Origin of the sequence: Enterobacter sp. 18A13, from assembly GCF_007035975.1 — a bacterium.
GTDB classification, from domain to species: Bacteria; Pseudomonadota; Gammaproteobacteria; order Enterobacterales; family Enterobacteriaceae; genus Enterobacter; species Enterobacter vonholyi.
In genome coordinates this window covers 1510132-1531851 of sequence record NZ_AP019634.1, presented here as the reverse complement: position 1 = coordinate 1531851, position 21720 = coordinate 1510132, and the positions used below count along the sequence as shown (strand labels likewise).

At 58.2% G+C, this 21720-nt stretch carries 22 protein-coding genes; 12 read left to right on the top strand and 10 right to left on the bottom strand.

What is annotated here, in order from left to right; genetic code table 11:
- The first annotated feature begins 89 nt into the window (after positions 1-89).
- Positions 90-1742: a hydroxylamine reductase gene (gene hcp / locus FOY93_RS07460; RefSeq protein ID WP_033145071.1), complete on the top strand. Its 1653-nt coding sequence runs from the start codon at positions 90-92 to the stop codon at positions 1740-1742.
- Positions 1743-1752: 10 nt separating this feature from the next.
- Positions 1753-2721: an NADH oxidoreductase gene (gene hcr / locus FOY93_RS07455; protein ID WP_133294081.1), complete on the top strand. Its 969-nt coding sequence runs from the start codon at positions 1753-1755 to the stop codon at positions 2719-2721.
- A gap of 88 nt (positions 2722-2809) precedes the next feature.
- On the opposite strand, the gene FOY93_RS07450 is transcribed toward hcr, so the two are convergent.
- Positions 2810-3244, bottom strand: a complete 435-nt coding sequence (locus FOY93_RS07450; protein ID WP_115874615.1) for a DoxX family protein — start codon at positions 3242-3244, stop codon at positions 2810-2812.
- A 151-nt stretch (positions 3245-3395) separates the two neighbouring features.
- Here FOY93_RS07450 and poxB point away from each other — a divergent pair, with 151 nt between their 5' ends.
- From poxB to FOY93_RS07430, 4 genes are all read left to right on the top strand, one after another.
- Positions 3396-5114, top strand: a complete 1719-nt coding sequence (poxB, locus tag FOY93_RS07445) for a ubiquinone-dependent pyruvate dehydrogenase (protein WP_126302814.1) — start codon at positions 3396-3398, stop codon at positions 5112-5114.
- Positions 5115-5152: 38 nt separating this feature from the next.
- Complete coding sequence (gene ltaE, locus FOY93_RS07440; protein ID WP_143344881.1) at positions 5153-6154, top strand: low-specificity L-threonine aldolase; 1002 nt, start codon at positions 5153-5155, stop codon at positions 6152-6154.
- Positions 6155-6164: 10 nt separating this feature from the next.
- Positions 6165-7601: an SDR family oxidoreductase gene (locus tag FOY93_RS07435; RefSeq protein WP_143344880.1), complete on the top strand. Its 1437-nt coding sequence runs from the start codon at positions 6165-6167 to the stop codon at positions 7599-7601.
- 92 nt (positions 7602-7693) lie between these two features.
- On the top strand, positions 7694-8707 hold the full coding sequence (locus FOY93_RS07430; RefSeq protein WP_143344879.1) for a 3-beta-hydroxysteroid dehydrogenase: 1014 nt from the start codon (positions 7694-7696) through the stop codon (positions 8705-8707).
- Between the two features lie 228 nt (positions 8708-8935).
- Here FOY93_RS07430 and FOY93_RS07425 read toward each other — a convergent pair whose 3' ends face one another.
- Positions 8936-9766 carry an N-acetylmuramoyl-L-alanine amidase gene (locus tag FOY93_RS07425; RefSeq protein WP_143344878.1) on the bottom strand — a complete coding sequence of 277 codons (831 nt, stop codon included), beginning with the start codon at positions 9764-9766 and terminating at the stop codon, positions 8936-8938.
- Positions 9763-10086 (bottom strand): heavy metal-binding domain-containing protein, encoded by a 324-nt coding sequence (locus FOY93_RS07420; protein ID WP_008500028.1) that lies wholly within the window; start codon positions 10084-10086, stop codon positions 9763-9765. Before FOY93_RS07420 ends, FOY93_RS07425 begins: the two co-directional genes overlap by 4 nt.
- Positions 10087-10183: 97 nt before the next feature.
- On the opposite strand from FOY93_RS07420, the gene FOY93_RS07415 reads away from it, so the two are divergent.
- The 6 genes from FOY93_RS07415 to artJ all read left to right on the top strand — a co-directional run bounded on the left by FOY93_RS07415 (position 10184) and on the right by artJ (position 14704).
- Complete coding sequence (locus tag FOY93_RS07415) at positions 10184-10702, top strand: lipoprotein (protein ID WP_059445567.1); 519 nt, start codon at positions 10184-10186, stop codon at positions 10700-10702.
- A gap of 226 nt (positions 10703-10928) precedes the next feature.
- A complete protein-coding gene (artP, locus tag FOY93_RS07410) occupies positions 10929-11657 on the top strand; it encodes an arginine ABC transporter ATP-binding protein ArtP (protein WP_023310942.1) in 729 nt (242 codons plus the stop codon).
- Positions 11658-11676: 19 nt separating this feature from the next.
- Positions 11677-12408 carry an arginine ABC transporter substrate-binding protein ArtI gene (gene artI, locus FOY93_RS07405; protein ID WP_044596922.1) on the top strand — a complete coding sequence of 244 codons (732 nt, stop codon included), beginning with the start codon at positions 11677-11679 and terminating at the stop codon, positions 12406-12408.
- Positions 12409-12414: 6 nt separating this feature from the next.
- Entirely contained in the window at positions 12415-13131 is a 717-nt protein-coding gene (artQ, locus tag FOY93_RS07400) for an arginine ABC transporter permease ArtQ (protein ID WP_025756069.1), read from the top strand.
- Positions 13131-13799, top strand: a complete 669-nt coding sequence (gene artM, locus FOY93_RS07395; protein WP_023310940.1) for an arginine ABC transporter permease ArtM — start codon at positions 13131-13133, stop codon at positions 13797-13799. Before artQ ends, artM begins: the two co-directional genes overlap by 1 nt.
- A 173-nt stretch (positions 13800-13972) precedes the next feature.
- Complete coding sequence (artJ, locus tag FOY93_RS07390; RefSeq protein WP_021240923.1) at positions 13973-14704, top strand: arginine ABC transporter substrate-binding protein ArtJ; 732 nt, start codon at positions 13973-13975, stop codon at positions 14702-14704.
- A gap of 80 nt (positions 14705-14784) precedes the next feature.
- On the opposite strand, the gene FOY93_RS07385 is transcribed toward artJ, so the two are convergent.
- From FOY93_RS07385 to potG, 7 genes are all read right to left on the bottom strand, one after another.
- Complete coding sequence (locus tag FOY93_RS07385; RefSeq protein WP_143344877.1) at positions 14785-16254, bottom strand: sensor histidine kinase; 1470 nt, start codon at positions 16252-16254, stop codon at positions 14785-14787.
- A complete protein-coding gene (locus tag FOY93_RS07380; RefSeq protein WP_115874592.1) occupies positions 16238-16945 on the bottom strand; it encodes a response regulator transcription factor in 708 nt (235 codons plus the stop codon). The genes FOY93_RS07385 and FOY93_RS07380 overlap by 17 nt, the downstream gene beginning before the upstream one ends.
- Positions 16946-17017: 72 nt before the next feature.
- The gene (gene rlmC, locus FOY93_RS07375) at positions 17018-18145 is read right to left on the bottom strand and encodes a 23S rRNA (uracil(747)-C(5))-methyltransferase RlmC (RefSeq protein ID WP_136194592.1); all 1128 of its coding nucleotides are present in this window, start codon (positions 18143-18145) and stop codon (positions 17018-17020) included.
- A 40-nt stretch (positions 18146-18185) separates the two neighbouring features.
- Positions 18186-18659 carry a YbjO family protein gene (locus FOY93_RS07370; RefSeq protein WP_024907853.1) on the bottom strand — a complete coding sequence of 158 codons (474 nt, stop codon included), beginning with the start codon at positions 18657-18659 and terminating at the stop codon, positions 18186-18188.
- A gap of 65 nt (positions 18660-18724) precedes the next feature.
- Positions 18725-19570, bottom strand: coding sequence for a putrescine ABC transporter permease PotI (potI, locus tag FOY93_RS07365; protein WP_100122374.1), 846 nt, complete (start codon positions 19568-19570; stop codon positions 18725-18727).
- Entirely contained in the window at positions 19567-20520 is a 954-nt protein-coding gene (gene potH, locus FOY93_RS07360) for a putrescine ABC transporter permease PotH (protein WP_133294074.1), read from the bottom strand. Before potH ends, potI begins: the two co-directional genes overlap by 4 nt.
- A gap of 10 nt (positions 20521-20530) precedes the next feature.
- Positions 20531-21664 (bottom strand): putrescine ABC transporter ATP-binding subunit PotG, encoded by a 1134-nt coding sequence (gene potG, locus FOY93_RS07355; RefSeq protein ID WP_024907855.1) that lies wholly within the window; start codon positions 21662-21664, stop codon positions 20531-20533.
- Between the last annotated feature and the right edge of the window lie 56 nt (positions 21665-21720).

Below are 21720 nucleotides of genomic sequence, written 5' to 3'. Positions count from 1 at the left end.
CTATTTTGTAGCAGAAAGCCCTTTTCACCGTTCCGGCACGAGCATAACCTTAAACATGTATATCAAATATAACTTTAACAGGTGTGATTATGTTTTGTGTGCAATGTGAACAAACCATCCGTACCCCGGCAGGCAACGGCTGCTCCTACGCACAGGGTATGTGCGGCAAAACCGCAGAAACATCTGACCTGCAGGACCTGCTGATTGCGGCTCTGCAAGGACTTTCCGCCTGGGCGTTCAAAGCCCGCGAATACGGCATAGTCGACCACTACGTCGACAGCTTCGCCCCGCGCGCGTTTTTCTCCACGCTGACCAACGTTAACTTCGACTCTCCGCGCATTGTCGGCTACGCCCGCGAAGCGATTGCCCTGCGTGAAGCGCTGAAGGCACAGTGTCTGAAGGCGGATGCCAGCGCCCGCGTGGAAAACCCGATGTCAGAACTTCAGCTGGTCAGCGACGATCTCGGCGACCTCCAGCGCCAGGCGGCAGAATTCACCCCGAACAAAGACAAAGCGGCGATTGGGGAGAACATTCTCGGCCTGCGCCTGCTGTGCCTGTACGGCCTGAAAGGCGCTGCGGCGTATATGGAGCACGCGCACGTTCTGGGTCAGTACGACAATGAGATTTATGCGCAGTACCACAAAATCATGGCGTGGCTGGGCACCTGGCCTGCCGATATGAATGCCCTGCTTGAGTGCTCAATGGAAATCGGCCAGATGAACTTCAGGGTGATGAGCATTCTGGACGCCGGTGAAACCAGCACCTACGGCCACCCGACGCCAACGCAGGTCAACGTCAAGGCTACCGAAGGCAAGTGCATCCTGATTTCCGGTCACGACCTGAAAGATCTCTACAACCTGCTGAAGCAAACCGAAGGCACCGGCGTTAACGTTTATACCCACGGTGAAATGCTGCCCGCGCACGGCTACCCGGAGCTGCGTAAATTTAAGCATCTCATCGGTAACTACGGCAGCGGCTGGCAGAACCAGCAGGTGGAGTTCGCCCGCTTCCCTGGCCCTATCGTGATGACCTCTAACTGCATCATCGACCCGACCGTCGGCGCGTACGATGACCGCATCTGGACCCGCAGCATCGTCGGCTGGCCGGGCGTGAGCCATCTTGAAGGTGACGATTTCGGTCCGGTTATCGCCCAGGCGCAGCAGATGGCGGGCTTCCCGTACAGCGAAATTCCGCACCTTATTACCGTCGGCTTCGGTCGTGAAACCCTGCTGGGTGCCGCTGATTCGCTGATCGATCTCGTCAGCCGTGAAAAGCTGCGCCACATCTTCCTCGTCGGCGGCTGCGACGGCGCGCGCGGCGAGCGTAACTACTTCACCGATTTCGCCACCAGCGTGCCGGAAGACTGCCTGATCCTGACCCTGGCATGCGGCAAATACCGTTTCAACAAGCTGGACTTCGGCGACATCGAAGGTCTGCCGCGCCTGATCGATGCGGGCCAGTGTAACGATGCTTACTCGGCCATCATTCTGGCGGTCACCCTGGCGGAGAAACTGGGCTGCGGCGTGAACGACCTGCCGCTGTCGCTAGTGCTCTCGTGGTTCGAGCAGAAAGCGATTGTCATCCTGCTGACCCTGCTCTCTCTTGGCGTCACCAACATCGTGACCGGACCGACCGCGCCAGGCTTCCTGACGCCGGACCTGCTGGCCGTGCTGAACGAGAAATTCGGTCTGCGTTCCGTGACCAACGTTGAAGACGATATGAAGCAGCTGCTGAGCGCGTAAGGAGGGATTCATGACCATGCCAACCTCACAATGCCCGTGGCGGATGCAGGTTCATCACATCCATCAGGAGACGCCGGATGTGTGGACGCTGTCGCTGTTGTGCCATGACTACTATCCATATCGTGCAGGCCAGTATGCGCTGGTCAGCATTCGCAATTCGGCGGACACCCTGCGCGCCTACACGATCTCCTCGACGCCGGGCGTGAGCGAATACATTACGCTCACCGTCCGCCGCATTGACGACGGCGCGGGCTCCCAGTGGCTGACGCAGGACGTGAAGCGCGGGGATTACATCTGGCTGTCCGACGCGCAGGGGGAATTCACCTGTGACGACAAAGCTGACGATAAATTCCTGCTGCTGGCGGCGGGCTGTGGCGTAACGCCGATTATGTCAATGCGCCGCTGGCTGGCGAAGAACCGCCCGCAGGCCGACGTGCAGGCGATCTTCAGCGTCCGTTCCCCGGAAGATGTGATTTTCGCCGAGGAGTGGCGTGAATATCCGGTGACGCTGGTGGCTGAGCACAACGCAACTCACGGTTTTGTGCCCGGTCGCCTGAGCCGCGAGCTGCTGCAAAGCGTGCCGGATGTTGCGAACCGAACGGTGATGACCTGCGGCCCGGCGCCGTACATGGCTATCGTGGAAGAAGAAGTGAAAGCGCTTGGCGTAACCCGCTTCTTCAAAGAGCAGTTCTTCACGCCGGTGGCGGAAGCGGCAAGCAGCGGCGTTAGGTTCACCAAACTGCAGCCTGCCCAGACCTTCTTTGGCCGCGTGGGGACCACGCTGCTGGAGGCGCTGGAAAGCAACAAGGTGCCGGTAGCGGCTGCCTGTCGTGCTGGCGTGTGTGGCTGCTGTAAAACCAAAGTGGTTTCCGGTGAGTACACCGTCACCAGCACCATGACGCTGTCCGACGCGGAAATTGCCGAGGGTTACGTGCTGGCGTGCTCGTGCCATCCGCAGGGGGATTTGGTCCTTGCATAAACGATAAACGTTCGTTCGTAGGCCCGGTAAGCGTCAGCGCTACCGGGCTTTTTTGCCGGGCGGTACTGCGTTTACCCGACCTGCAATTTTACCGCCACGCGGGCGCTTTACCCAGCGCAAACCGCCCTGCCCCTAAAAACGCGACAGCCAGCGAGCCGATAAAGAAGTACACCAGGCTTTCAATCGCCCATGCCCCAACCTTATCAAGGGCGAACGTTTCACCCATTCCCACCATCAGCCACGCCACAATCATCGTAAACGCCAGCACCAGCGCGGCCGGGCGCGTAAACAGCCCGACAATAATCAGGATCGGTGCCACGACTTCGCCAACCAACACGCCGTAGGCGATAAATCCCGGCAGCCCTTTTTCCACCAGCATGCCGCTGATAAACCCCACGCCGCCAAAAAGCTTGTGCAAACCATGAAAAAGCATCAGCCCGCCGACGGCAAGTCGTAACAAGAGTTTGCCAAGATCGTCGCATGATAGCTTTTCATTAACAGCAATTAACAATGATTTAACCATTTGAAATTATTCCTGTTTTAACTGAGACACTCCCAGATTATGCCGAATAATTGCGCGTGAAAAGCACCTTTTAATTGTGGGGATGCGACGGGCAATACGGAGACTTTCTTCTAAGCTTGTAAGCGTTATCACAAAAAGGAGACGGACAACCATGAAACAAACCGTGGCTGCATATATAGCGAAAACGCTCGAACAGGCTGGCGTAAAACGTATCTGGGGCGTCACCGGCGACTCCCTGAACGGACTCAGCGACAGCCTCAACAAGATGAAGACCATCGAATGGATGCCGACCCGCCATGAAGAGGTTGCCGCCTTCGCCGCAGGCGCTGAAGCGCAGCTTACGGGTGAACTGGCCGTCTGCGCCGGATCCTGCGGGCCGGGTAACCTGCACCTGATCAACGGCCTCTTCGACTGCCACCGCAATCACGTGCCGGTGCTGGCGATTGCCGCCCACATCCCCTCGTCCGAAATCGGCAGCGGCTATTTTCAGGAGACGCATCCGCAGGAGCTGTTCCGTGAATGCAGCCACTATTGCGAACTGGTTTCATCCCCGGAGCAGATCCCTCAGGTGCTGGCGATCGCCATGCGTAAAGCCGTGCTGAATCGCGGCGTTTCTGTGGTCGTTATTCCGGGCGATGTGGCCCTCAAGGCTGCGCCAGAAGGGGCAAGCACTCACTGGTATCACGCCCCGCAGCCCGTCGTCACGCCAGCAGAAGAGGAGCTGAAAAAGCTGGCGCAGCTGCTGCGTTACTCCAGCAATATCGCCCTGATGTGCGGCAGCGGCTGCGCTGGCGCGCACAAGGAGCTGCTGGAATTTGCCGGAAAGCTGAAAGCGCCGATTGTCCACGCCCTGCGCGGCAAAGAGCACGTCGAGTACGACAACCCCTACGATGTTGGCATGACCGGACTGATCGGTTTTTCTTCAGGCTTCCACACCATGATGAACGCCGACACGCTGATCCTGCTTGGTACCCAGTTCCCGTATCGCGCGTTCTACCCGACGGATGCCAAAATCATTCAGATTGATATCAACCCGGCCAGCATCGGCGCGCACAGCAAGGTCGATATGGCGCTGGTGGGCGATATCAAATCCACCCTTTCCGCCCTGCTGCCGCTGCTGGAAGAGAAAACCGACCGCAAGTTCCTTGATAAGGCGCTAAGCGACTATCGCGATGCCCGCAAGGGGCTGGACGACCTCGCAAAACCAAGCGACAAAGCCATTCACCCGCAGTACCTGGCGCAGCAAATCAGCCATTTCGCGGACGACGACGCCATTTTTACCTGCGACGTGGGCACGCCAACCGTCTGGGCGGCACGCTATCTGAAGATGAACGGCAAGCGTCGCCTGCTCGGCTCGTTTAACCACGGCTCGATGGCCAACGCCATGCCGCAGGCGCTGGGCGCAAAAGCCACGGCGCCGGAGCGTCAGGTGGTGGCGATGTGCGGCGACGGCGGGTTTAGCATGCTGATGGGGGATTTCCTGTCGGTAGTACAGATGAAGCTCCCGCTAAAAATCGTGGTATTTAACAACAGCGTGCTGGGCTTCGTAGCGATGGAGATGAAGGCCGGAGGCTATCTCACGGACGGTACCGAGCTGCACGACACCAACTTCGCGCGCATCGCCGAGGCCTGCGGCATCACCGGTATTCGCGTGGAGAAAGCCTCCGAGGTGGATGAAGCCCTGCAGCGCGCCTTCTCCATAGACGGCCCGGTGCTGGTGGATGTCGTCGTCGCCAAAGAAGAGCTGGCGATCCCGCCGCAGATCAAGCTTGAGCAGGCCAAAGGCTTTAGCCTGTACATGCTGCGCGCAATCATCAGCGGCCGAGGCGACGAGGTGATCGAACTGGCAAAAACCAACTGGCTCAGGTAAAACATTTCGCATGACCTCTTAAATTAAAGGGATGTGAAATGATTGATTTACGCAGTGATACCGTTACCCGCCCGAGTCGGGCCATGCTCGAAGAGATGATGACCGCTCCGGTCGGGGACGACGTCTACGGTGACGATCCAACGGTAAACGAACTGCAGCGCTATGCGGCAGAACTGAGCGGCAAGGAGGCCGCCCTGTTTATGCCGACAGGCACACAGGCGAACCTGGTCGCGCTGCTCAGCCACTGCGAGCGAGGTGAAGAGTATATCGTCGGCCAGGGCGCGCATAACTATCTCTACGAAGCCGGCGGTGCGGCCGTGCTCGGCAGCATTCAGCCGCAGCCGATTGACGCCGCGCCGGACGGCTCCCTGCCGCTCGATAAAGTCGCGGCGAAAATCAAAGCCGACGATATTCACTTCGCCCGCACCAAACTGCTCAGCCTCGAAAACACCCACAACGGCAAAGTGCTGCCGCGCGAGTACCTGAAGGCGGCGTGGGAATTTACCCGCGAGCGTAAACTCGGCCTGCACGTGGACGGCGCGCGTATCTTTAACGCCGTAGTGGAGTATGGCTGCGAGCTGAAAGAGATTACGCAATACTGCGACTCGTTCACTATCTGCCTGTCAAAAGGACTGGGCACGCCTGTAGGTTCACTGCTGGTTGGCAATACGGACTACATCAAGCGCGCCAACCGCTGGCGCAAAATGACCGGCGGCGGGATGCGTCAGGCGGGTATTCTGGCGGCTGCTGGGCTGTATGCCCTGAAAAACAACGTGGCGCGTCTGAAGGACGATCACGACAACGCCGCGTGGATGGCGGCGCAGCTGCGCGAGATTGGCGCCGACGTGATGCGCCACGACACCAACATGCTGTTCGTCCGCGTGGGCGAGGATCGCGCCGCTGCGCTTGGCGAATTTATGAAATCACGTGGCGTGCTGATCAACGCCTCACCTGTCGTGCGCCTGGTCATGCATCTCGACGTGAGCCGCGAACAGCTGGCGGACGTGGTTAAACACTGGCAGGCGTTTTTACAGCGATAAGGAGCATCACGTGCCGCAACGCATTCTGGTGCTCGGCGCCAGCGGGTACATCGGTCAGCATCTCACCGCGGCGTTAAGCCAGCAGGGACACCAGGTGCTGGCTGCGGCACGCAACACCGAACGCCTGCAAAAACTCGGTTTGCCTGGCGTCACCTGCCACAACGTTGACCTCAACTGGCCGAAGGAACTTCCCGCCCTGCTGGAAGGGGTCGATACGCTTTACTACCTGGTGCACAGCATGGGCGAAGGCGGGGATTTCATCGCCCACGAGCGGCAGGTGGCGATGAACGTTCGCGATGCGCTGCTGCAAAACCCGGTTAAGCAGGTCATTTTTTTAAGCTCGCTCCAGGCGCCTGAACGCGAGCAGTCCGATCACCTGCGCGCCCGCCAGCTGACGGCTGAAACCCTGCGCGGGGCGAATATCCCCGTCACCGAACTGCGCGCCGGGATCATCGTCGGCGCAGGCTCCGCCGCCTTCGAAGTGATGCGCGATATGGTCTACAACCTGCCGGTACTCACGCCGCCGCGCTGGGTGCGTTCGCGCACCACGCCGATTGCGCTGGAGAACCTGCTGCATTATCTGATAGCCCTGCTGGATCGCCCGGCGGAGCAACACCGCGTGCTGGAGGCGGCAGGCCCGGAAGTCCTGAGCTATCAGGAGCAGTTCGAACATTTCATGCACGTCAGCGGACGCCGCCGCTGGCTGATCCCCATCCCCTTCCCGACCCGCTGGATTTCGGTGTGGTTTTTGAATGTGATCACCTCCGTGCCGCCGACGACCGCCAAAGCGCTTATACAGGGGCTGAAGCACGATTTACTGGCGGACGATCGCGAGCTGCGCGCCTTAATTCCCCAGGAGCTGAGCCGCTTTGACGATGCCGTGCGCAAAACGCTCAAGGAAGAAGAACAGCTGGTGAACTCCAGCGACTGGGGTTACGACGCTCAGGCGTTTGCCCGCTGGCGCCCGGAGTACGGCTATTACCCGAAACAGGCGGGCTGCACGGTGAAAACCAACGCCAGCCTGGCCGCTCTGTGGGAAGTGGTGAACCAGATTGGCGGCAAAGAACGGTATTTCTTCGGTAATATCCTCTGGCAAACGCGCGGGGCGATGGACCAGCTGGTGGGCCACCGGCTGGCAAAAGGCCGTCCGGCACGCCCGTATCTTGCGGTGGGCGACGCGGTCGACAGCTGGAAGGCGATCATCGTCGAGCCGGAAAAACAGCTGGCGCTGCTGTTCGGTATGAAGGCCCCGGGGCTGGGCCGGCTCTGCTTTACCCTGAAAGACAAAGGGGATTATCGTGAACTGGACGTGCGCGCCTGGTGGCATCCGCACGGAATGCCGGGTCTGTTCTACTGGCTGTTGATGATCCCTGCCCACCTGTTTATCTTCCGGGGGATGGCGAAACGCATTGCGCAACTGGCAGAACAAAAGACGGAAAAGATCTAAATAAAACTCTCTTTCTTTCACCTTTCCCATTGCATAGCGCCGTAATTCACGAAAGAATGCGCACGAAATTCTTTTCAACACAGTGGATTGATATGAAGGTACTGGTTACCGGGGCGACCAGCGGCTTAGGCCGAAATGCGGTCGAATTTCTGCGCAACAAGGGCATCAGCGTCAGGGCTACCGGTCGCAACGAAGCGATGGGTAAACTGCTGCAAAAAATGGGCGCAGAGTTCGTCCATGCCGACCTGACGGAGCTCGTCTCCTCGCAGGCGAAGGTGATGCTCGCCGGTATCGACACGCTGTGGCACTGTTCCAGTTTTACCTCCCCGTGGGGGACCCAGGAAGCCTTCGATCTCGCCAACGTGCGGGCTACCCGCCGTCTGGGTGAATGGGCCGTTGCCTGGGGCGTGCGTAACTTTATTCATATCTCGTCACCGTCACTCTATTTCGACTATCACCACCATCGTGACGTGCAGGAAGATTTCCGCCCTGCTCGCTTTGCCTGCGAGTTTGCCCGCAGCAAGGCGGCCAGCGAAGAGGTCATCGACCTGCTGGCGCAGTCAAACCCGCATACCCGCTTTACGGTCCTGCGTCCGCAGAGCCTGTTCGGGCCGCACGACAAGGTGTTTATTCCGCGTCTGGCGCAGATGATGCACCACTACGGCAGCGTGCTGCTGCCGCGCGGCGGCGATGCGCTGGTCGATATGACCTATTACGAAAATGCCGTTCACGCCATGTGGCTGGCCAGCCAGCCGAACTGCGATAAGCTTACCTCCGGTCGCGCCTACAACATCACCAACGGCGAACCGTGCACGCTGCGCAGCATTGTGCAGCGCTTAATTGACGAGTTGCAGATCGACTGCCGTATCCGTTCTGTTCCCTATCCAATGCTGGATATGATTGCCCGCAGCATGGAGCGCTTTGGCAGTAAATCAGCCAAAGAGCCTGCGCTGACGCATTACGGCGTCTCTAAACTTAACTTTGACTTCACGCTGGATATTTCGCGTGCGGAGAATGAGCTAGGGTATAAACCGATTGTGACGCTGGATGAGGGGATTATGCGCACCGCGGCGTGGCTGCGGGACCACGGGAAGCTTCATCGGTAGATCGGGCCCGATATTTTTACGATGAAAAAAAGCGGCAACCCGAAGGTTGCCGTTTGTCATTTTGCTGATTACAGCGCAGTCCACGTGTCCTGCCATGCAATTAGATTGTCAACCACGTTTGCGAGTAATTTCGACTGAGGAAACTATAAAACATTTACGCCGCGAATGTGATTAGAAAATTAGTCCAAAAGGAGACCGTGTAAAAGTGGAGTCGGGTAACCCGAGGGATTACCCCTGCCCGTAGCGCTCTAACAGCGCCTCCGCGATTGCCAGCGTTTCGCGATCGGTTACGCCGTCCCAGCGCGCCGGGCGAAAATGCATCTGAAACGCGACGATCACGCGCTTCTGCTGTGCGTTCGTCATGTTATCGGTCACCTCATAGCCGTAGCGCGCCAGCAGATCGAGCAGCACCTTCGGCTCAACAAGCTCATCTCGCGGCTTGCCGTTCAGGTAAAACGCCACCCGCGCCGGGTCGGGCCATGCGCCAATCCCCTGCAGCGCCAGCTGACGCCATGGGAACAGCGGGCCGGGATCGTCTTTGCGCTGCGGGGCGATATCAGAATGGGCCACCACATTTTCAGGTTTGATGTTGTAGCGGGTGATAATGTCTTTGGCGAGCGGCACCAGCGCCGCAATCTGCGCTGGCTCAAAAGGGGTAAAGTGCTTAACGCCCGACGTCTTTTGCCAGCCACGGTTCTCCAGCTCAATGCCGACAGACGTATCATTGATGCGGTTGGTGCCGCGCCAGAAGCTGATGCCCGCATGCCAGGCCAGTTCGCTCTCGGGTACCAGCTGCCAGATGCGCGGCTTGCCGTCCGGTGCGGGAGGCTTGGCAGGGATCAAATAGTGAGAGCTGACGTTTTTATCCGTCAGCGTGGCCAGCGAGCTGTCAAAATCATCCGCGGTGTAGTGGATCACCAGCACCTTGATGCGCGGATAAGCCGCCTGAGCCTGATGACGCGTATCCAGCTCGTAGGCGCCTTTGTCGATAACCCCTTTTTCCGAGGCACATCCTGCCAGCAGCAGCGCCAGCAGGAGCGCGGCAAACGAACGCCTCATCTCAGGGTTTTCACCGCCGTACCGCTTACGCTCACCATCAGCATGCTGCCATCTTTCCCGACCGTCTCGTAGTCGATATCAATCCCCACGACCGCATCAGCGCCGAGGGCTTCCGCCTGCTCGCCAAGCTCTTTAAAGGCGATTTCACGCGCTTTACGCAGCTCTTTTTCATATGCGCCCGAGCGGCCGCCAACGATATCGCGGATGCCGGCAAAAAAGTCACGGAAGATATTGGCGCCGAGAATCGCTTCACCGGTGACCACGCCGCAGTACTCGGTGATGGTCTGCCCTTCCAGGGTTGGCGTTGTTGAAAACTGCATGGTTTCTCTCCTTCTTTAGCGTTCAATGCCTTAGGCACAGCATTATCGGTTCGTTACGCTATGATTGAAAGGATAGTTAATAAATAAGGAAATCAACATGCGCTATTCAGCTTTAACACTTTTAGTGCCCTGCGCGCTGGTGCTCAGCGCCTGTACCACCACGGTCACGCCAGCCTTTAAGGATATCGGTACCCGCAGCGGCCCCTGCATTGAGGGCGGTCCGGACACCGTGGCGCAGCAGTTCTATGATTATCGCATTCAGCACCGCAGCAACGATCTCACCGGCCTGCGCCCGTATCTGAGCGATGGTCTGGCAAAACTGCTTAACGATGCCACCCGCGATCCGCAGCATAACGCCCTGCTGAAATCCGATCCGTTCTCCAGCCGCGCCACGCTGCCGGACAGCGCCGAAGTGGCGAGCGCGTCAACCATTCCGAACACGGATGCCCGCAATATTCCGCTGCGCGTGAAGCTGACGCAGGGAACCCAAACCTGGCAGGATGAAGTGCTGATGATCCGTGAAGGACAGTGCTGGGCGGTAGACGACGTGCGCTACGTGGGCGGTAGCGTTCATGCCCCGGCAGGCACGCTGCGCCAGTCGATTGAAAATCGCTAAACCCGCCGATATAACCTGGTAACCCCCGTAAAATGTGCGGCATTTCTTGCGGAATGCCGACATTTATACTCGCCGACCTTGCCGTTCGCTATTTTGTGCTATGTTTAAGAGGAAACACGGGTTATATTTAACTTTTAACGCAGAAATATTGCATAACTATTCTGTCAACGGTACTATCTGCGGCCTCAATTGCTATAGATTGCCTGGATGAGTAAAGACTGCCCCGATGAGTATTAAACTAAACGGCATTAACTGCTTCTACGGCGCACACCAGGCGCTGTTTGACATCACGCTGAACTGCCCGGAAGGCGAAACGCTGGTTTTGCTTGGCCCAAGCGGTGCAGGCAAAAGCTCCCTTCTGCGCGTCCTTAATCTGCTTGAAATGCCCCGTTCAGGTACGCTGGCGATTGCCGGTAACCACTTTGATTTCGCGAAGACGCCGTCTGATAAAGCGATTCGCGAGCTGCGTCAAAACGTCGGCATGGTCTTCCAGCAATACAATCTCTGGCCGCACCTGACCGTGCTGCAGAATCTGATTGAAGCCCCGTGCCGCGTGCTGGGGTTAAGCAAGGATCAGGCGATCGCCCGTGCTGAAAAGCTGCTGGATCGTCTACGCCTTAAGCCCTACAGCGACCGCTACCCGCTGCACCTGTCCGGTGGTCAGCAGCAGCGTGTGGCCATTGCCCGTGCGCTGATGATGGAGCCCGCGGTACTGCTGTTTGATGAACCGACCGCGGCGCTGGATCCGGAAATCACCGCCCAGATCGTCAGCATCATTCGCGAGCTGGCGGAAACCAACATTACGCAGGTTATCGTCACCCACGAAGTAGAAGTGGCTCGCAAAACCGCCAGCCGTGTGGTCTACATGGAAAACGGGTATATCGTTGAGCAAGGTGATGCGAGCTGCTTCGCTAACCCGCAAACCGATGCCTTCAAAAACTATTTATCTCATTGATTGTGTCAGGGGAAATATAATGAAAAAAGTATTACTTGCCGTGCTGCTTGCTGGCGTTACCCTTTCCGCTTCCGCAGCTCAGACCATTCGTTTTGCCACGGAAGCCTCTTACCCTCCGTTTGAATCCATTGATGCGAACAACAAAATTGTGGGCTTCGACGTAGACCTGGCAAACGCCCTGTGTAAAGAGATCGATGCTACCTGTACCTTCAGCAACCAGGCGTTCGACAGCCTGATCCCAAGCCTGAAGTTCCGCCGTATCGATGCCGTGATGGCCGGTATGGACATCACCCCTGAGCGTGAAAAGCAGGTGCTGTTCACCACCCCTTACTACGACAACTCCGCCCTGTTCATTGGTCAGAAAGGTAAATTCACCTCTGTCGATCAGTTGAAAGGCAAAAAAGTGGGCGTGCAGAACGGCACCACGCACCAGAAATTCATCATGGATAAGCATCCGGAAATCACCACCGTTCCGTATGACAGCTACCAGAACGCGAAGCTGGATCTGCAAAATGGCCGTATCGACGGCGTATTTGGCGATACCGCTGTCGTGACCGAGTGGCTGAAAGCCAACGACAAGCTGGCGCCAGTGGGCGACAAAGTGACCGATAAGGATTACTTCGGTACCGGTCTGGGGATTGCCGTTCGTCAGGGCAACACTGAGCTGCAGCAGAAATTCAACGCTGCGCTGGAAAAAGTGAAGAAAGACGGCACCTACGAAACCATCTACAAAAAATGGTTCCAGAAGTAATTCCTGATGAATGAAATTTTTCCTTTAGCAAGCGCCGCCGGGATGACCGTCGGCCTTGCCGTTTGCGCACTGATTATCGGCCTCGTGCTGGCGATGTTCTTTGCGGTGTGGGAATCCGCGAAATGGTTCCCCGTCGCCTGGACAGGCTCCGCGCTGGTCACCGTGCTGCGTGGGCTACCGGAAATTCTGGTAGTCCTGTTTATCTATTTCGGTTCCTCACAGCTGCTGCTCACGCTGTCGGACGGCTTCACCCTTAATCTCGGCTTTGCGCAGATCCCGGTGCAGATGCAGATCGAAAACTTCGACGTCAGCCCGTTCCTGTGCGGCGTGATTGCCCTCTCCCTGCTCTACTCCGCATACGCGTCGCAAACCCTCCGCGGTGCGCTGAAGGCCGTGCCGCAGGGTCAATGGGAGTCGGGTCAGGCGTTAGGTCTGTCGAAATCAGCCATCTTCTTCCGTCTGGTGATGCCGCAGATGTGGCGTCATGCCCTGCCGGGTCTCGGCAACCAGTGGCTGGTGCTGCTGAAGGATACCGCGCTGGTGAGCCTGATTAGCGTCAATGATTTAATGCTGCAAACCAAAAGCATCGCCACCCGTACTCAGGAGCCCTTTACCTGGTACATTGTGGCGGCGGCGATCTACCTGGTGATCACGTTGCTCAGTCAGTACATTCTCAAGCGTATTGACCTGCGAGCGACGCGCTTTGAACGGAGACCAGGCTGATGCTTGAATATTTCCCCGAGTTGATGAAAGGGCTGCATACCAGCCTGACGCTGACCGTGGCGTCCATTATCGTGGCGCTGATCCTGGCCCTTATCTTCACCATCATCCTGACGCTGAAAACGCCGGTGCTGGTGTGGATTGTGCGCGGCTACATCACCCTGTTTACCGGTACGCCGCTGCTGGTGCAGATCTTCCTGATTTACTACGGCCCGGGCCAGTTCCCGTCGCTGCAGGAGTATCCGGTTATCTGGCATCTGCTTTCTGAGCCGTGGCTGTGTGCCCTGATTGCCCTTTCGCTGAACAGCGCGGCCTATACCACCCAGCTGTTCTACGGAGCGATCCGCGCCATCCCGGAAGGCCAGTGGCAGTCCTGCGGGGCGCTGGGCATGAGCAAGAAAGACACGCTGGCGATCCTGCTGCCGTACGCCTTTAAGCGCGCCCTCTCCTCCTATTCCAACGAAGTGGTGCTGGTATTCAAGAGTACCTCGCTGGCCTACACCATCACCCTGATGGAAGTGATGGGTCACGGACAGCTGCTGTACGGGCGCACCTATGACGTGATGGTGTTCGGCGCGGCGGGCGTGGTCTATCTGGTGGTGAACGGTCTGCTGACGCTGATGATGCGCCTGATCGAGCGTAAAGCGCTGGCGTTTGAGCGCAGAAATTAACCACGAAAATGCATAAAACGGTATTCATGAAGCGGGTAACCTGATGGGTTATCCGTTTTTTTTTGCGATAAAGATAATACTTAATCATTTTTATTGCATATAAATTCATTAACTGGCATTGTACATCCAGGCCGCAGACACGGCGCATCAATAAGACAGACGGGAGCATTACAATGAAAAAGTTAGTTCTGGCCGCATTACTCGCCACCTTCGCCGCTGGCGCATCCGCAGCTGATAAAATCAATTTCGGCGTGTCCGCCACCTATCCGCCGTTTGAGTCGCTGGATGCCAGCAACCAGATCGTCGGTTTCGATATCGATCTGGCGAAAGCGCTGTGCAAACAAATGCAGGCCGACTGCACCTTTACTAACCATGCTTTTGACAGCCTGATCCCGTCGCTGAAGTTCAAAAAATACGACGCGGTGATCTCCGGGATGGACATCACGCCTGAGCGCAGCAAGCAGGTCGCGTTCACCGACCCGTACTACGCCAACTCGGCGGTGGTGATTGCGAAGAAAGGCGCTTATACCTCATTCGATCAGCTGAAAGGCAAACGCATCGGGATGGAAAACGGCACCACGCATCAGAAATACCTCCAGGACAAACATCCGGAAGTGAAGACCGTGGCCTATGACAGCTACCAGAACGCGATTATCGACCTGAAAAATGGCCGTATCGACGGCGTCTTCGGCGATACCGCCGTGGTGAACGAGTGGCTGAAAACCAATCCGCAGCTGGGCACCGCAACCGAGAAAGTGACCGATCCGCAGTACTTCGGCACGGGTCTGGGTATCGCGGTACGTCCGGATAACAAAGCCCTGCTGGAAAAACTGAACGGCGCGCTGAAGGCGATTAAAGCAGACGGTACGTACCAGAAAATTAGCGAGCAGTGGTTCCCGCAGTAAGATTTTTTTGCCGGGTGGCTCGGCCTACGGGGGTGGTAGTCTGTAGGCCGGGTCAGGCGAAGCCGCCACCCGGGAATTTCTCAGAGTGGCACAAAGAACCTGAACCGTGCTCCGCTCGCCGACTCCATCAGCCTGATCCCACCCCCGTGCAGCTCCAGCATCCGTTTCACAATCAGCAGCCCCAACCCGCCGCGATTCTCTCTCGACGCCTGAGTATTGAGCGCCGACGGCCGCTGGAACAAATCGTCGCGCAGCGAGGCATCCACGCCCGCTCCGCTGTCGGAGACTTCAACCTGCAGCCGTTCATTTTCCTGCCACACCGCCAGGCGAATCTCCCCGCCGCCAGGCGTATGGCGCATCGCGTTATCCAGCAGGTTGGTCACCACGCGTTCAATCATCGACACATCGGCGTTTATCAGCGGCAGCGGCCCCGGCACGTCAATATGCAGATTGACCTCGCGCGTGCGGGCGGTGAGCTCAAACTTCTGCGCCACGTCGGAAATCAGCTCTCCCATCGCGAACCGCTCGCGCTGGGGTTTAATACCGCCGTACTCCAGGCGCGCCAGCTCAAACAGCTGCTGAGAAAGATGACGGACCTTTTGTCCCTGGCGCAGCGCGGTGGCGAGATACTGCTGGTGCTCCTGCGGCGTCAGCGTGGCGGATTTGAGCGACAGGGTTTCGAGATAGCCCAGCAGCGAGGTCAGCGGCGTACGGAGATCGTGCGAAATATTGGCGATAAACTCCCGGCGCTGGCGATCGCTGTCGGCCAGCCGATCCCACTGCTGGGTGATTTTGCGCGCCAGCTCGATAAAACTGTTGCGCAGGATCGCCACCTCATCTTTTGCCGCCGCGTCCGGCGTCTGTGCCGCCAGCTGTCTGATAGCGCTTATGCTGTCTTGCTCCAGCCCGGCGACTTCCACCGTCAGCTGTTTGACCGGACGCGTGACCCAATACCAGACCAGTAAACCGGCCAGCAGGCCAAACAGCGCGACCCACAGCAATGACCACAGCACCGTGCTCCACAGCGCCTTATGCCAGGCCATCTCCGCAAGAGCATTTGACTCCTCGCCCTGCAAAATAATGTACAGATAGCCTTTTAGCTCGCCATCCTGCCGCAGCGGCGTGGCGCTAAAGACTTTTTGATTTTGACTGCGCGGATCGTCGCCCAGCACCGGCATGGCGGTGCCGCTGAGGAAGCTCTGCACCGGAGCCAGATCGATTTTTTGCCGCTGAATATGGCCCGGCGGTGCGGCATCGGCGAGGATATCACCGTCAGGAGAGATAACGTACAGCTCAACGCTCGGATTAAAGGTCATCAGCCGGCCAAACAGCGGTTTCAGCGCGCTGCGGTCAACCCTGCCCTGCGCATCCAGAATTGGTTCGCGCTGAACGATCTGCTGCGCCAGCCCGCCAGACAAACGCTGCACCATCGCATTACCGTACTGCATGCTGCTGTAGAGCTGTACCGCACAGGCAACGGCGGCGCAGAGCATCATCAGCAGGATGAACAGCAGCGTCAGGCGCTGGCTCAGGCTAAAGCGGCGCATCATGATTTGGCTCCGCAAATTTATAGCCCTTGCCCCAGACGGTGCGAATAATCTCCGGCTCGGCGGCGTCCTTCTCAATCTTGATGCGCAGGCGGTTGATATGGGTGTTGACGGTGTGCTCATAGCCTTCGTGCTGGTAGCCCCAGACCTGCTCCAGCAGCGCCAGACGGGAGAACACCTCGCCGGGATGACGGGCAAAGAAGTAGAGCAGTTCGAACTCGCGCGGGGTGAGATCCACCACCTGGCCGTGAAGCAGCACGCTGCGCGCCAGCGGATCGATGGTCAGTCCGTGAGCCTGAATTTGACCGTCGGTTTGCGCCTGCCCCATCGCCTGCTGGCGACGGAACAGCGCTTTGATGCGCGCAATCAGCTCCTGCACGGAGAACGGTTTTGCCAGATAGTCATCGGCGCCGGTTTCCAGCCCGGTGATGCGGTCGGTTTCACTGCTGCGGGCGCTAATGATGATCACCGGCAGGTAGCGCGTCATCTGACGGATGCGGCGGCAAATCTCCAGGCCGTCAACGCTGGGCAGCATCAGGTCGAGGATCACCGCGTCCCACGTCTGAGCTTCAAGACGCTGCAGGGCTTTGCCCCCGTCGGGTTCGTGGGTGATGGCGTAGCCTTCGTCTTCTAAATTGAGTCGCAGAAGCGCCGCGATATCGTGGTCGTCTTCCACCAGCAGGATCTGCTTCATGGGTAAGCCTTCATTCATTTCTTATGACGTAAGCTTACCTGATTTCGCCGGGATGAAGAGTTCACATTTTGTTTAAGATTTTACGAGCAACGTCAGCACTTCATAGTGTGCGGTGTGCGGGAACATATCAAAAAGCTGAACGCGTTCAACGCGATAGCCCGGTAGTTGCGCAATGTCTTTTGCCATGGTCTGCGCGTTGCAGCTGGAATAGATGATGTATTCCGGCGCCATCTGGCTCAGGTAGTCGCACAGCGCATTGCCGATGCCGCGGCGCGGCGGGTTGACCAGCACCAGCTCAGGCACGTTGCCCTGGCCGGTGGCGAACTGCGTGGAGTCGAGCGCCTGGAAGCGCAGATTCGTTAACCCCAGCTCAGACGCAGACTGCTTCGCGCAGGCAATCGCTTCGGCAGAGATCTCAATGCCGGTGAGCTGCATCTCCGGCGTGGCGCAGTGCAGGCCAAACCCGCCCACGCCGCAGAAGAGATCCCACATGTGGTGAACGTTTAACGCACGAACCCAGTCGCGGGCGGCGGCGTACAGGCTGCTTGCTACGGTCGGGTTGGTCTGGAAGAAGCTTTGCGGGCGGATCCACAGCGGCACCCCGTTGAAGCTTTCGGCCAGCGCGTGCTGGTCGGTGAAGAAAATCTCTTTCTCCCCTTCCATGATTGCCATATGCACGGGCTGAATGTTTGCCGTAATGACCTTCAGCTGCGGAAGCTGCGCCTGCAGCCACGGCAGCGCCGCGCGCAGCTGCTCCAGCTTGGTTTCAGAGCGCAGCACGAAGCGCAGCATCATGCCGCCGTCTTTCTGGCTTTCCGTCAGCAGAAGGTATTTCAGCTCGCCGCGCTTGCGGGCCACGCTGTAGGGCGTTAAGCCCGCCCGCGCGATAAACGGTTTCAGTGCGGCAAAGACAGGCTCAAACGAGTCGGGATACAGCGGGCAGTCGGTTAAGTCTTCCGGCGTGCCGTCGCGGTGCAGCATCCCAAGCAGCGGTTTTTCTACGCTGCCGCTGACCACCATTTTGGCTTTATTGCGAAAACCCTGTTCAGGGCCGCTGACGGGTGCGCACCACTCGCCCACCGCGTGTTCTGCCAGCAGCTGTTGCAGGTCAGCCATTTTGGCGGTGAGCTGTTGAGGGACCGGCTGTTCTATCCACTGACAGGAGCGGCAGCGTCCGGCGTCATAGAGTGCGCACTGCATATGAAAACCTTAAAAATCACGAGGGCTGCGATTATACACATTATTGCAGGCGGAAGAATCTCCGACTGGAAGCCGGAACGAAGAGTAGAAAGAGCACCAGCATGTCCGGCAGTTTTTGCATAAATAGCGCGCGCAGGATCTCGCGTTTGGATTCACCGGCGATGCTGAACAGCTCCGGGTAGCCATACCCCAGCGAGGCGGCCCACAGATAGCTTGCGGCGGTAATTTGCGTCAGCAGATAGACCCATCGCGCCCAGTTGCGCCCTTTAACCAGCGAAAACGCGCAGTAGATCTCGATAAACACCAGCACCAGGCTGCTCAAAAAGACCAGCGTCAGATTCCACGTCTGCACGCTGCGGTGAATGAATTCACCGATGCCGCGCACGCCCAGGGTGTTGAGAATCATCAGCACATCCAGGCAGCGGATCATAATAATGGCGAGCGCCGCCACCTGAACCAGCGCAGGTACGTTAGGACGCGCGTGCGTAATACGTGATTTTTTTAATAATCCCAATGTTTTACTTCCCTGAAAAACAGTGCCGCGTCATGCGCGGCACATCACTGGAAATTTTAAATCCTTCAGCCGCGTCTTGCACGCTGGATATCGCGCACGCGCTGTTTTTCCGCGCGCGCCATCAAATACCAGGCGATAAATCCGACAATTCCGACCACGCCGAGGATGATAGAGGCCAGGGCGTTGATCTCCGGGTTGACCCCCATACGCACGCTGGAGAAGACCAGCATCGGCAGCGTGGTCGCCCCCGGGCCGGAAACAAAGCTGGCGATCACCAGATCGTCGAGCGACAGGGTAAACGCCAGCAGCCAGCCGGAGATCACCGCCGGCATAATCATCGGCAGGGTGATGATGAAAAAGACCTTCAGCGGCGTCGCGCCAAGATCCATCGCCGCCTCTTCAATGGAGCGATCCAGCTCGCGCAAGCGCGAGGAGATCACTACCGCTACGTAGGCCGTACAGAAAGTGACGTGCGCCAGCCAGATTGTGAGCATGCCGCGATCTGCCGGCCAGCCGATGGCGTGCGCCATGGCCACGAACAGAAGCAGCAGCGCGAGACCGGTGATCACGTCCGGCATGACCAGCGGGGCGGTAATCATAAAGGCGAAGCCGTTCGAACCGCGAAAACGCCCGAAACGCACCATCACCAGCGCGGCGATCGTGCCCAGCACTGACGCCATGGTCGCCGCCAGCGCCGCAATGGTCAGGCTTAGCCCCACCGCGCTCATCATTGCATCATCGTGGAACAGCTCGCTGTACCAGCGCGTCGACCAGCCTGCCCAGACCGTCACCAGCTTGGAGCTGTTAAACGAATAGATCACCAGCATCAGCATCGGCGCATACAGGAAGGTAAAGCCGATGACCAGGATCGCGATTCGCCACGGGGAGCGCACTACCGGTAAGTTGTTCATCCGCGATCTCCCATCTGTTTCTGCTGATGCTTGTGGAACCACATGATCGGCACGATCAGCAGCAGTAACATGATAATCGCCACCGCTGACGCCACCGGCCAGTCGCGGTTATTGAAGAACTCCTGCCACAGCACGCGACCAATCATGATGCTGTCAGGCCCGCCGAGCAATTCCGGGATCACAAACTCCCCCACCGCCGGGATAAAGACCAGCATCGACCCGGCGATAATGCCGCCTTTGGTCAGCGGGACGATGACGCTGAAGAAGGTTTTTAACGGACGGGCGCCGAGATCGAGCGACGCTTCCACCAGCGAGTAGTCGATACGGGTCAGCGCCGTGTAGATCGGCAGCACCATAAACGGCAGATAGGCGTACACAATACCGATATAGACCGCGAGGTTGGTGTGCAGGATCGTCAGGGGCTGATCGATAACCCCGAGCCACATCAGGAAGTTGTTCAGCACGCCGTTGTTTTTCAGGATCCCCATCCAGGCGTAAACGCGGATCAGGAACGAGGTCCACGACGGTAAGATTACCAGCAGCAGCAGGATGTTGCGGGTCGACGGCTTACTGTGCGCCACCGCCCACGCCAGCGGGTAGCCCATCACCAGACAGCAGAGCGTCGAGATGGCCGCCACCTGCAGCGACTGCAGATAGGCTTCGAAATAGAGCGGGTCGTCGGTGAGCTGCAGGAAGTTACCCAGGTTTAAGGTCAGCGTCAGCTGCCCGTCGGCCCAGTCCAGCAGGTTGGTGTAAGGCGGGATCGCCCGCGCCATTTCCGCCAGGCTTATCTTGAAAACAATCAGGAACGGCAGCAGGAACAGCAGGATCAGCCACACGTACGGCATGGCGATCACCAGCTTGCGGCCGTGGTTCATCTGCATTCGCGTCAGCCACTGGGCAAAACCGCCCGGTTTGCCTGCGCGGGCTGGAGGTTCAAGTGTACTCATTGGCCGCTCCTTATACCGTCAGCACAACGCAACTGTCTGCATCCCAACACAGGCGCACTTCGTCGCCCCAGGTCGGCTGCCCCTTGCGGTAGCGATGTTCGTTCTGTAACTGCGCGCTGAGCATCTGCCCGCTTTTCAGGCGCACGTGATAGATGGAGAGGTCGCCAAGATAGGCAATGTGCACCACTTCACCGACGGCAAAGTTATAGCCATCGGCAGGCGGATCCTCACAGAGCATGATCTTCTCCGGACGCAGCGCGACGTAGACCGGCACGTTATCCACCACGGAGTTATCCGGATCGACCTTCAGCGGATGCTGCAGCCCCGGCGATTCGATGACCAGACCATCTTCCTGACGATCTTTCAGCAGCCCTTCGAAGACGTTGACCGAGCCGATGAACTCCGCGCTGTAGCGGGTGGTTGGATGCTCATAAATCTCTTCCGGCTCGCCAATCTGCACGAACTTCCCGCGGTTCATGATCGCGATACGTCCGGCCATGGTCATGGCCTCTTCCTGGTCGTGGGTGACCATCACGCAGGTCACGCCCACGCGCTCGAGGATATCGACCACTTCAAGCTGCATACGGTCGCGCAGCTTTTTATCCAGCGCGCCCATCGGCTCATCGAGCAGCAGCAGTTTCGGGCGTTTTGCCAGGCTGCGGGCCAGGGCCACGCGCTGGCGCTGGCCGCCGGAGAGCTGGTGCGGCTTACGCTTGGCGAACTCCTGCATGTGTACCAGGCTCAGCATCTCGGCCACGCGCGCGGTAATTTCGGCCTTCGGCAGCTTGTCCTGCTTCAGGCCAAAGGCGATGTTCTGCTCCACCGTCATGTGCGGGAACAGCGCGTAGGACTGGAACATCATGTTAATCGGGCGCTGATACGGCGGTACGCTGGAGAGATCCACCCCATCGAGCATGATCTGCCCGGCGGTGGGCTGTTCAAAACCGGCCAGCATACGCAGCAGGGTCGATTTACCGCAGCCAGAAGCTCCCAGAAGAGCAAAAATCTCGCCTTTATAAATCGTCAGGCTGACGTCGTCCACGGCATGCTGGCCATCGAAAGATTTAGTGAGGTTACGAATTTCAAGAAGCGGGGTCAGCGCTTTACGGACTTTCGCCTGCGGGCGGGGGATCGCGTCATTCACGGGGTGCTCTCCGGCAGAAATCAAATCATGGTGCAGGCGCACCAGAACGGTGCACC

Bases quoted from the DNA above. Each gene is read 5' to 3' on its own strand.
- hcp (WP_033145071.1), top strand. From the start codon at position 90: ATGTTTTGTGTGCAATGTGAACAAACCATCCGTACCCCGGCAGGCAAC.
- hcr (WP_133294081.1), top strand. From the start codon at position 1,753: ATGACCATGCCAACCTCACAATGCCCGTGGCGGATGCAGGTTCATCAC.
- FOY93_RS07450 (WP_115874615.1), bottom strand. From the start codon at position 3,244: ATGGTTAAATCATTGTTAATTGCTGTTAATGAAAAGCTATCATGCGAC.
- poxB (WP_126302814.1), top strand. From the start codon at position 3,396: ATGAAACAAACCGTGGCTGCATATATAGCGAAAACGCTCGAACAGGCT.
- ltaE (WP_143344881.1), top strand. From the start codon at position 5,153: ATGATTGATTTACGCAGTGATACCGTTACCCGCCCGAGTCGGGCCATG.
- FOY93_RS07430 (WP_143344879.1), top strand. From the start codon at position 7,694: ATGAAGGTACTGGTTACCGGGGCGACCAGCGGCTTAGGCCGAAATGCG.
- FOY93_RS07425 (WP_143344878.1), bottom strand. From the start codon at position 9,766: ATGAGGCGTTCGTTTGCCGCGCTCCTGCTGGCGCTGCTGCTGGCAGGA.
- FOY93_RS07420 (WP_008500028.1), bottom strand. From the start codon at position 10,086: ATGCAGTTTTCAACAACGCCAACCCTGGAAGGGCAGACCATCACCGAG.
- FOY93_RS07415 (WP_059445567.1), top strand. From the start codon at position 10,184: ATGCGCTATTCAGCTTTAACACTTTTAGTGCCCTGCGCGCTGGTGCTC.
- artP (WP_023310942.1), top strand. From the start codon at position 10,929: ATGAGTATTAAACTAAACGGCATTAACTGCTTCTACGGCGCACACCAG.
- artI (WP_044596922.1), top strand. From the start codon at position 11,677: ATGAAAAAAGTATTACTTGCCGTGCTGCTTGCTGGCGTTACCCTTTCC.
- artQ (WP_025756069.1), top strand. From the start codon at position 12,415: ATGAATGAAATTTTTCCTTTAGCAAGCGCCGCCGGGATGACCGTCGGC.
- artM (WP_023310940.1), top strand. From the start codon at position 13,131: ATGCTTGAATATTTCCCCGAGTTGATGAAAGGGCTGCATACCAGCCTG.
- artJ (WP_021240923.1), top strand. From the start codon at position 13,973: ATGAAAAAGTTAGTTCTGGCCGCATTACTCGCCACCTTCGCCGCTGGC.
- FOY93_RS07385 (WP_143344877.1), bottom strand. From the start codon at position 16,254: ATGATGCGCCGCTTTAGCCTGAGCCAGCGCCTGACGCTGCTGTTCATC.
- FOY93_RS07380 (WP_115874592.1), bottom strand. From the start codon at position 16,945: ATGAAGCAGATCCTGCTGGTGGAAGACGACCACGATATCGCGGCGCTT.
- rlmC (WP_136194592.1), bottom strand. From the start codon at position 18,145: ATGCAGTGCGCACTCTATGACGCCGGACGCTGCCGCTCCTGTCAGTGG.
- potI (WP_100122374.1), bottom strand. From the start codon at position 19,570: ATGAACAACTTACCGGTAGTGCGCTCCCCGTGGCGAATCGCGATCCTG.
- potH (WP_133294074.1), bottom strand. From the start codon at position 20,520: ATGAGTACACTTGAACCTCCAGCCCGCGCAGGCAAACCGGGCGGTTTT.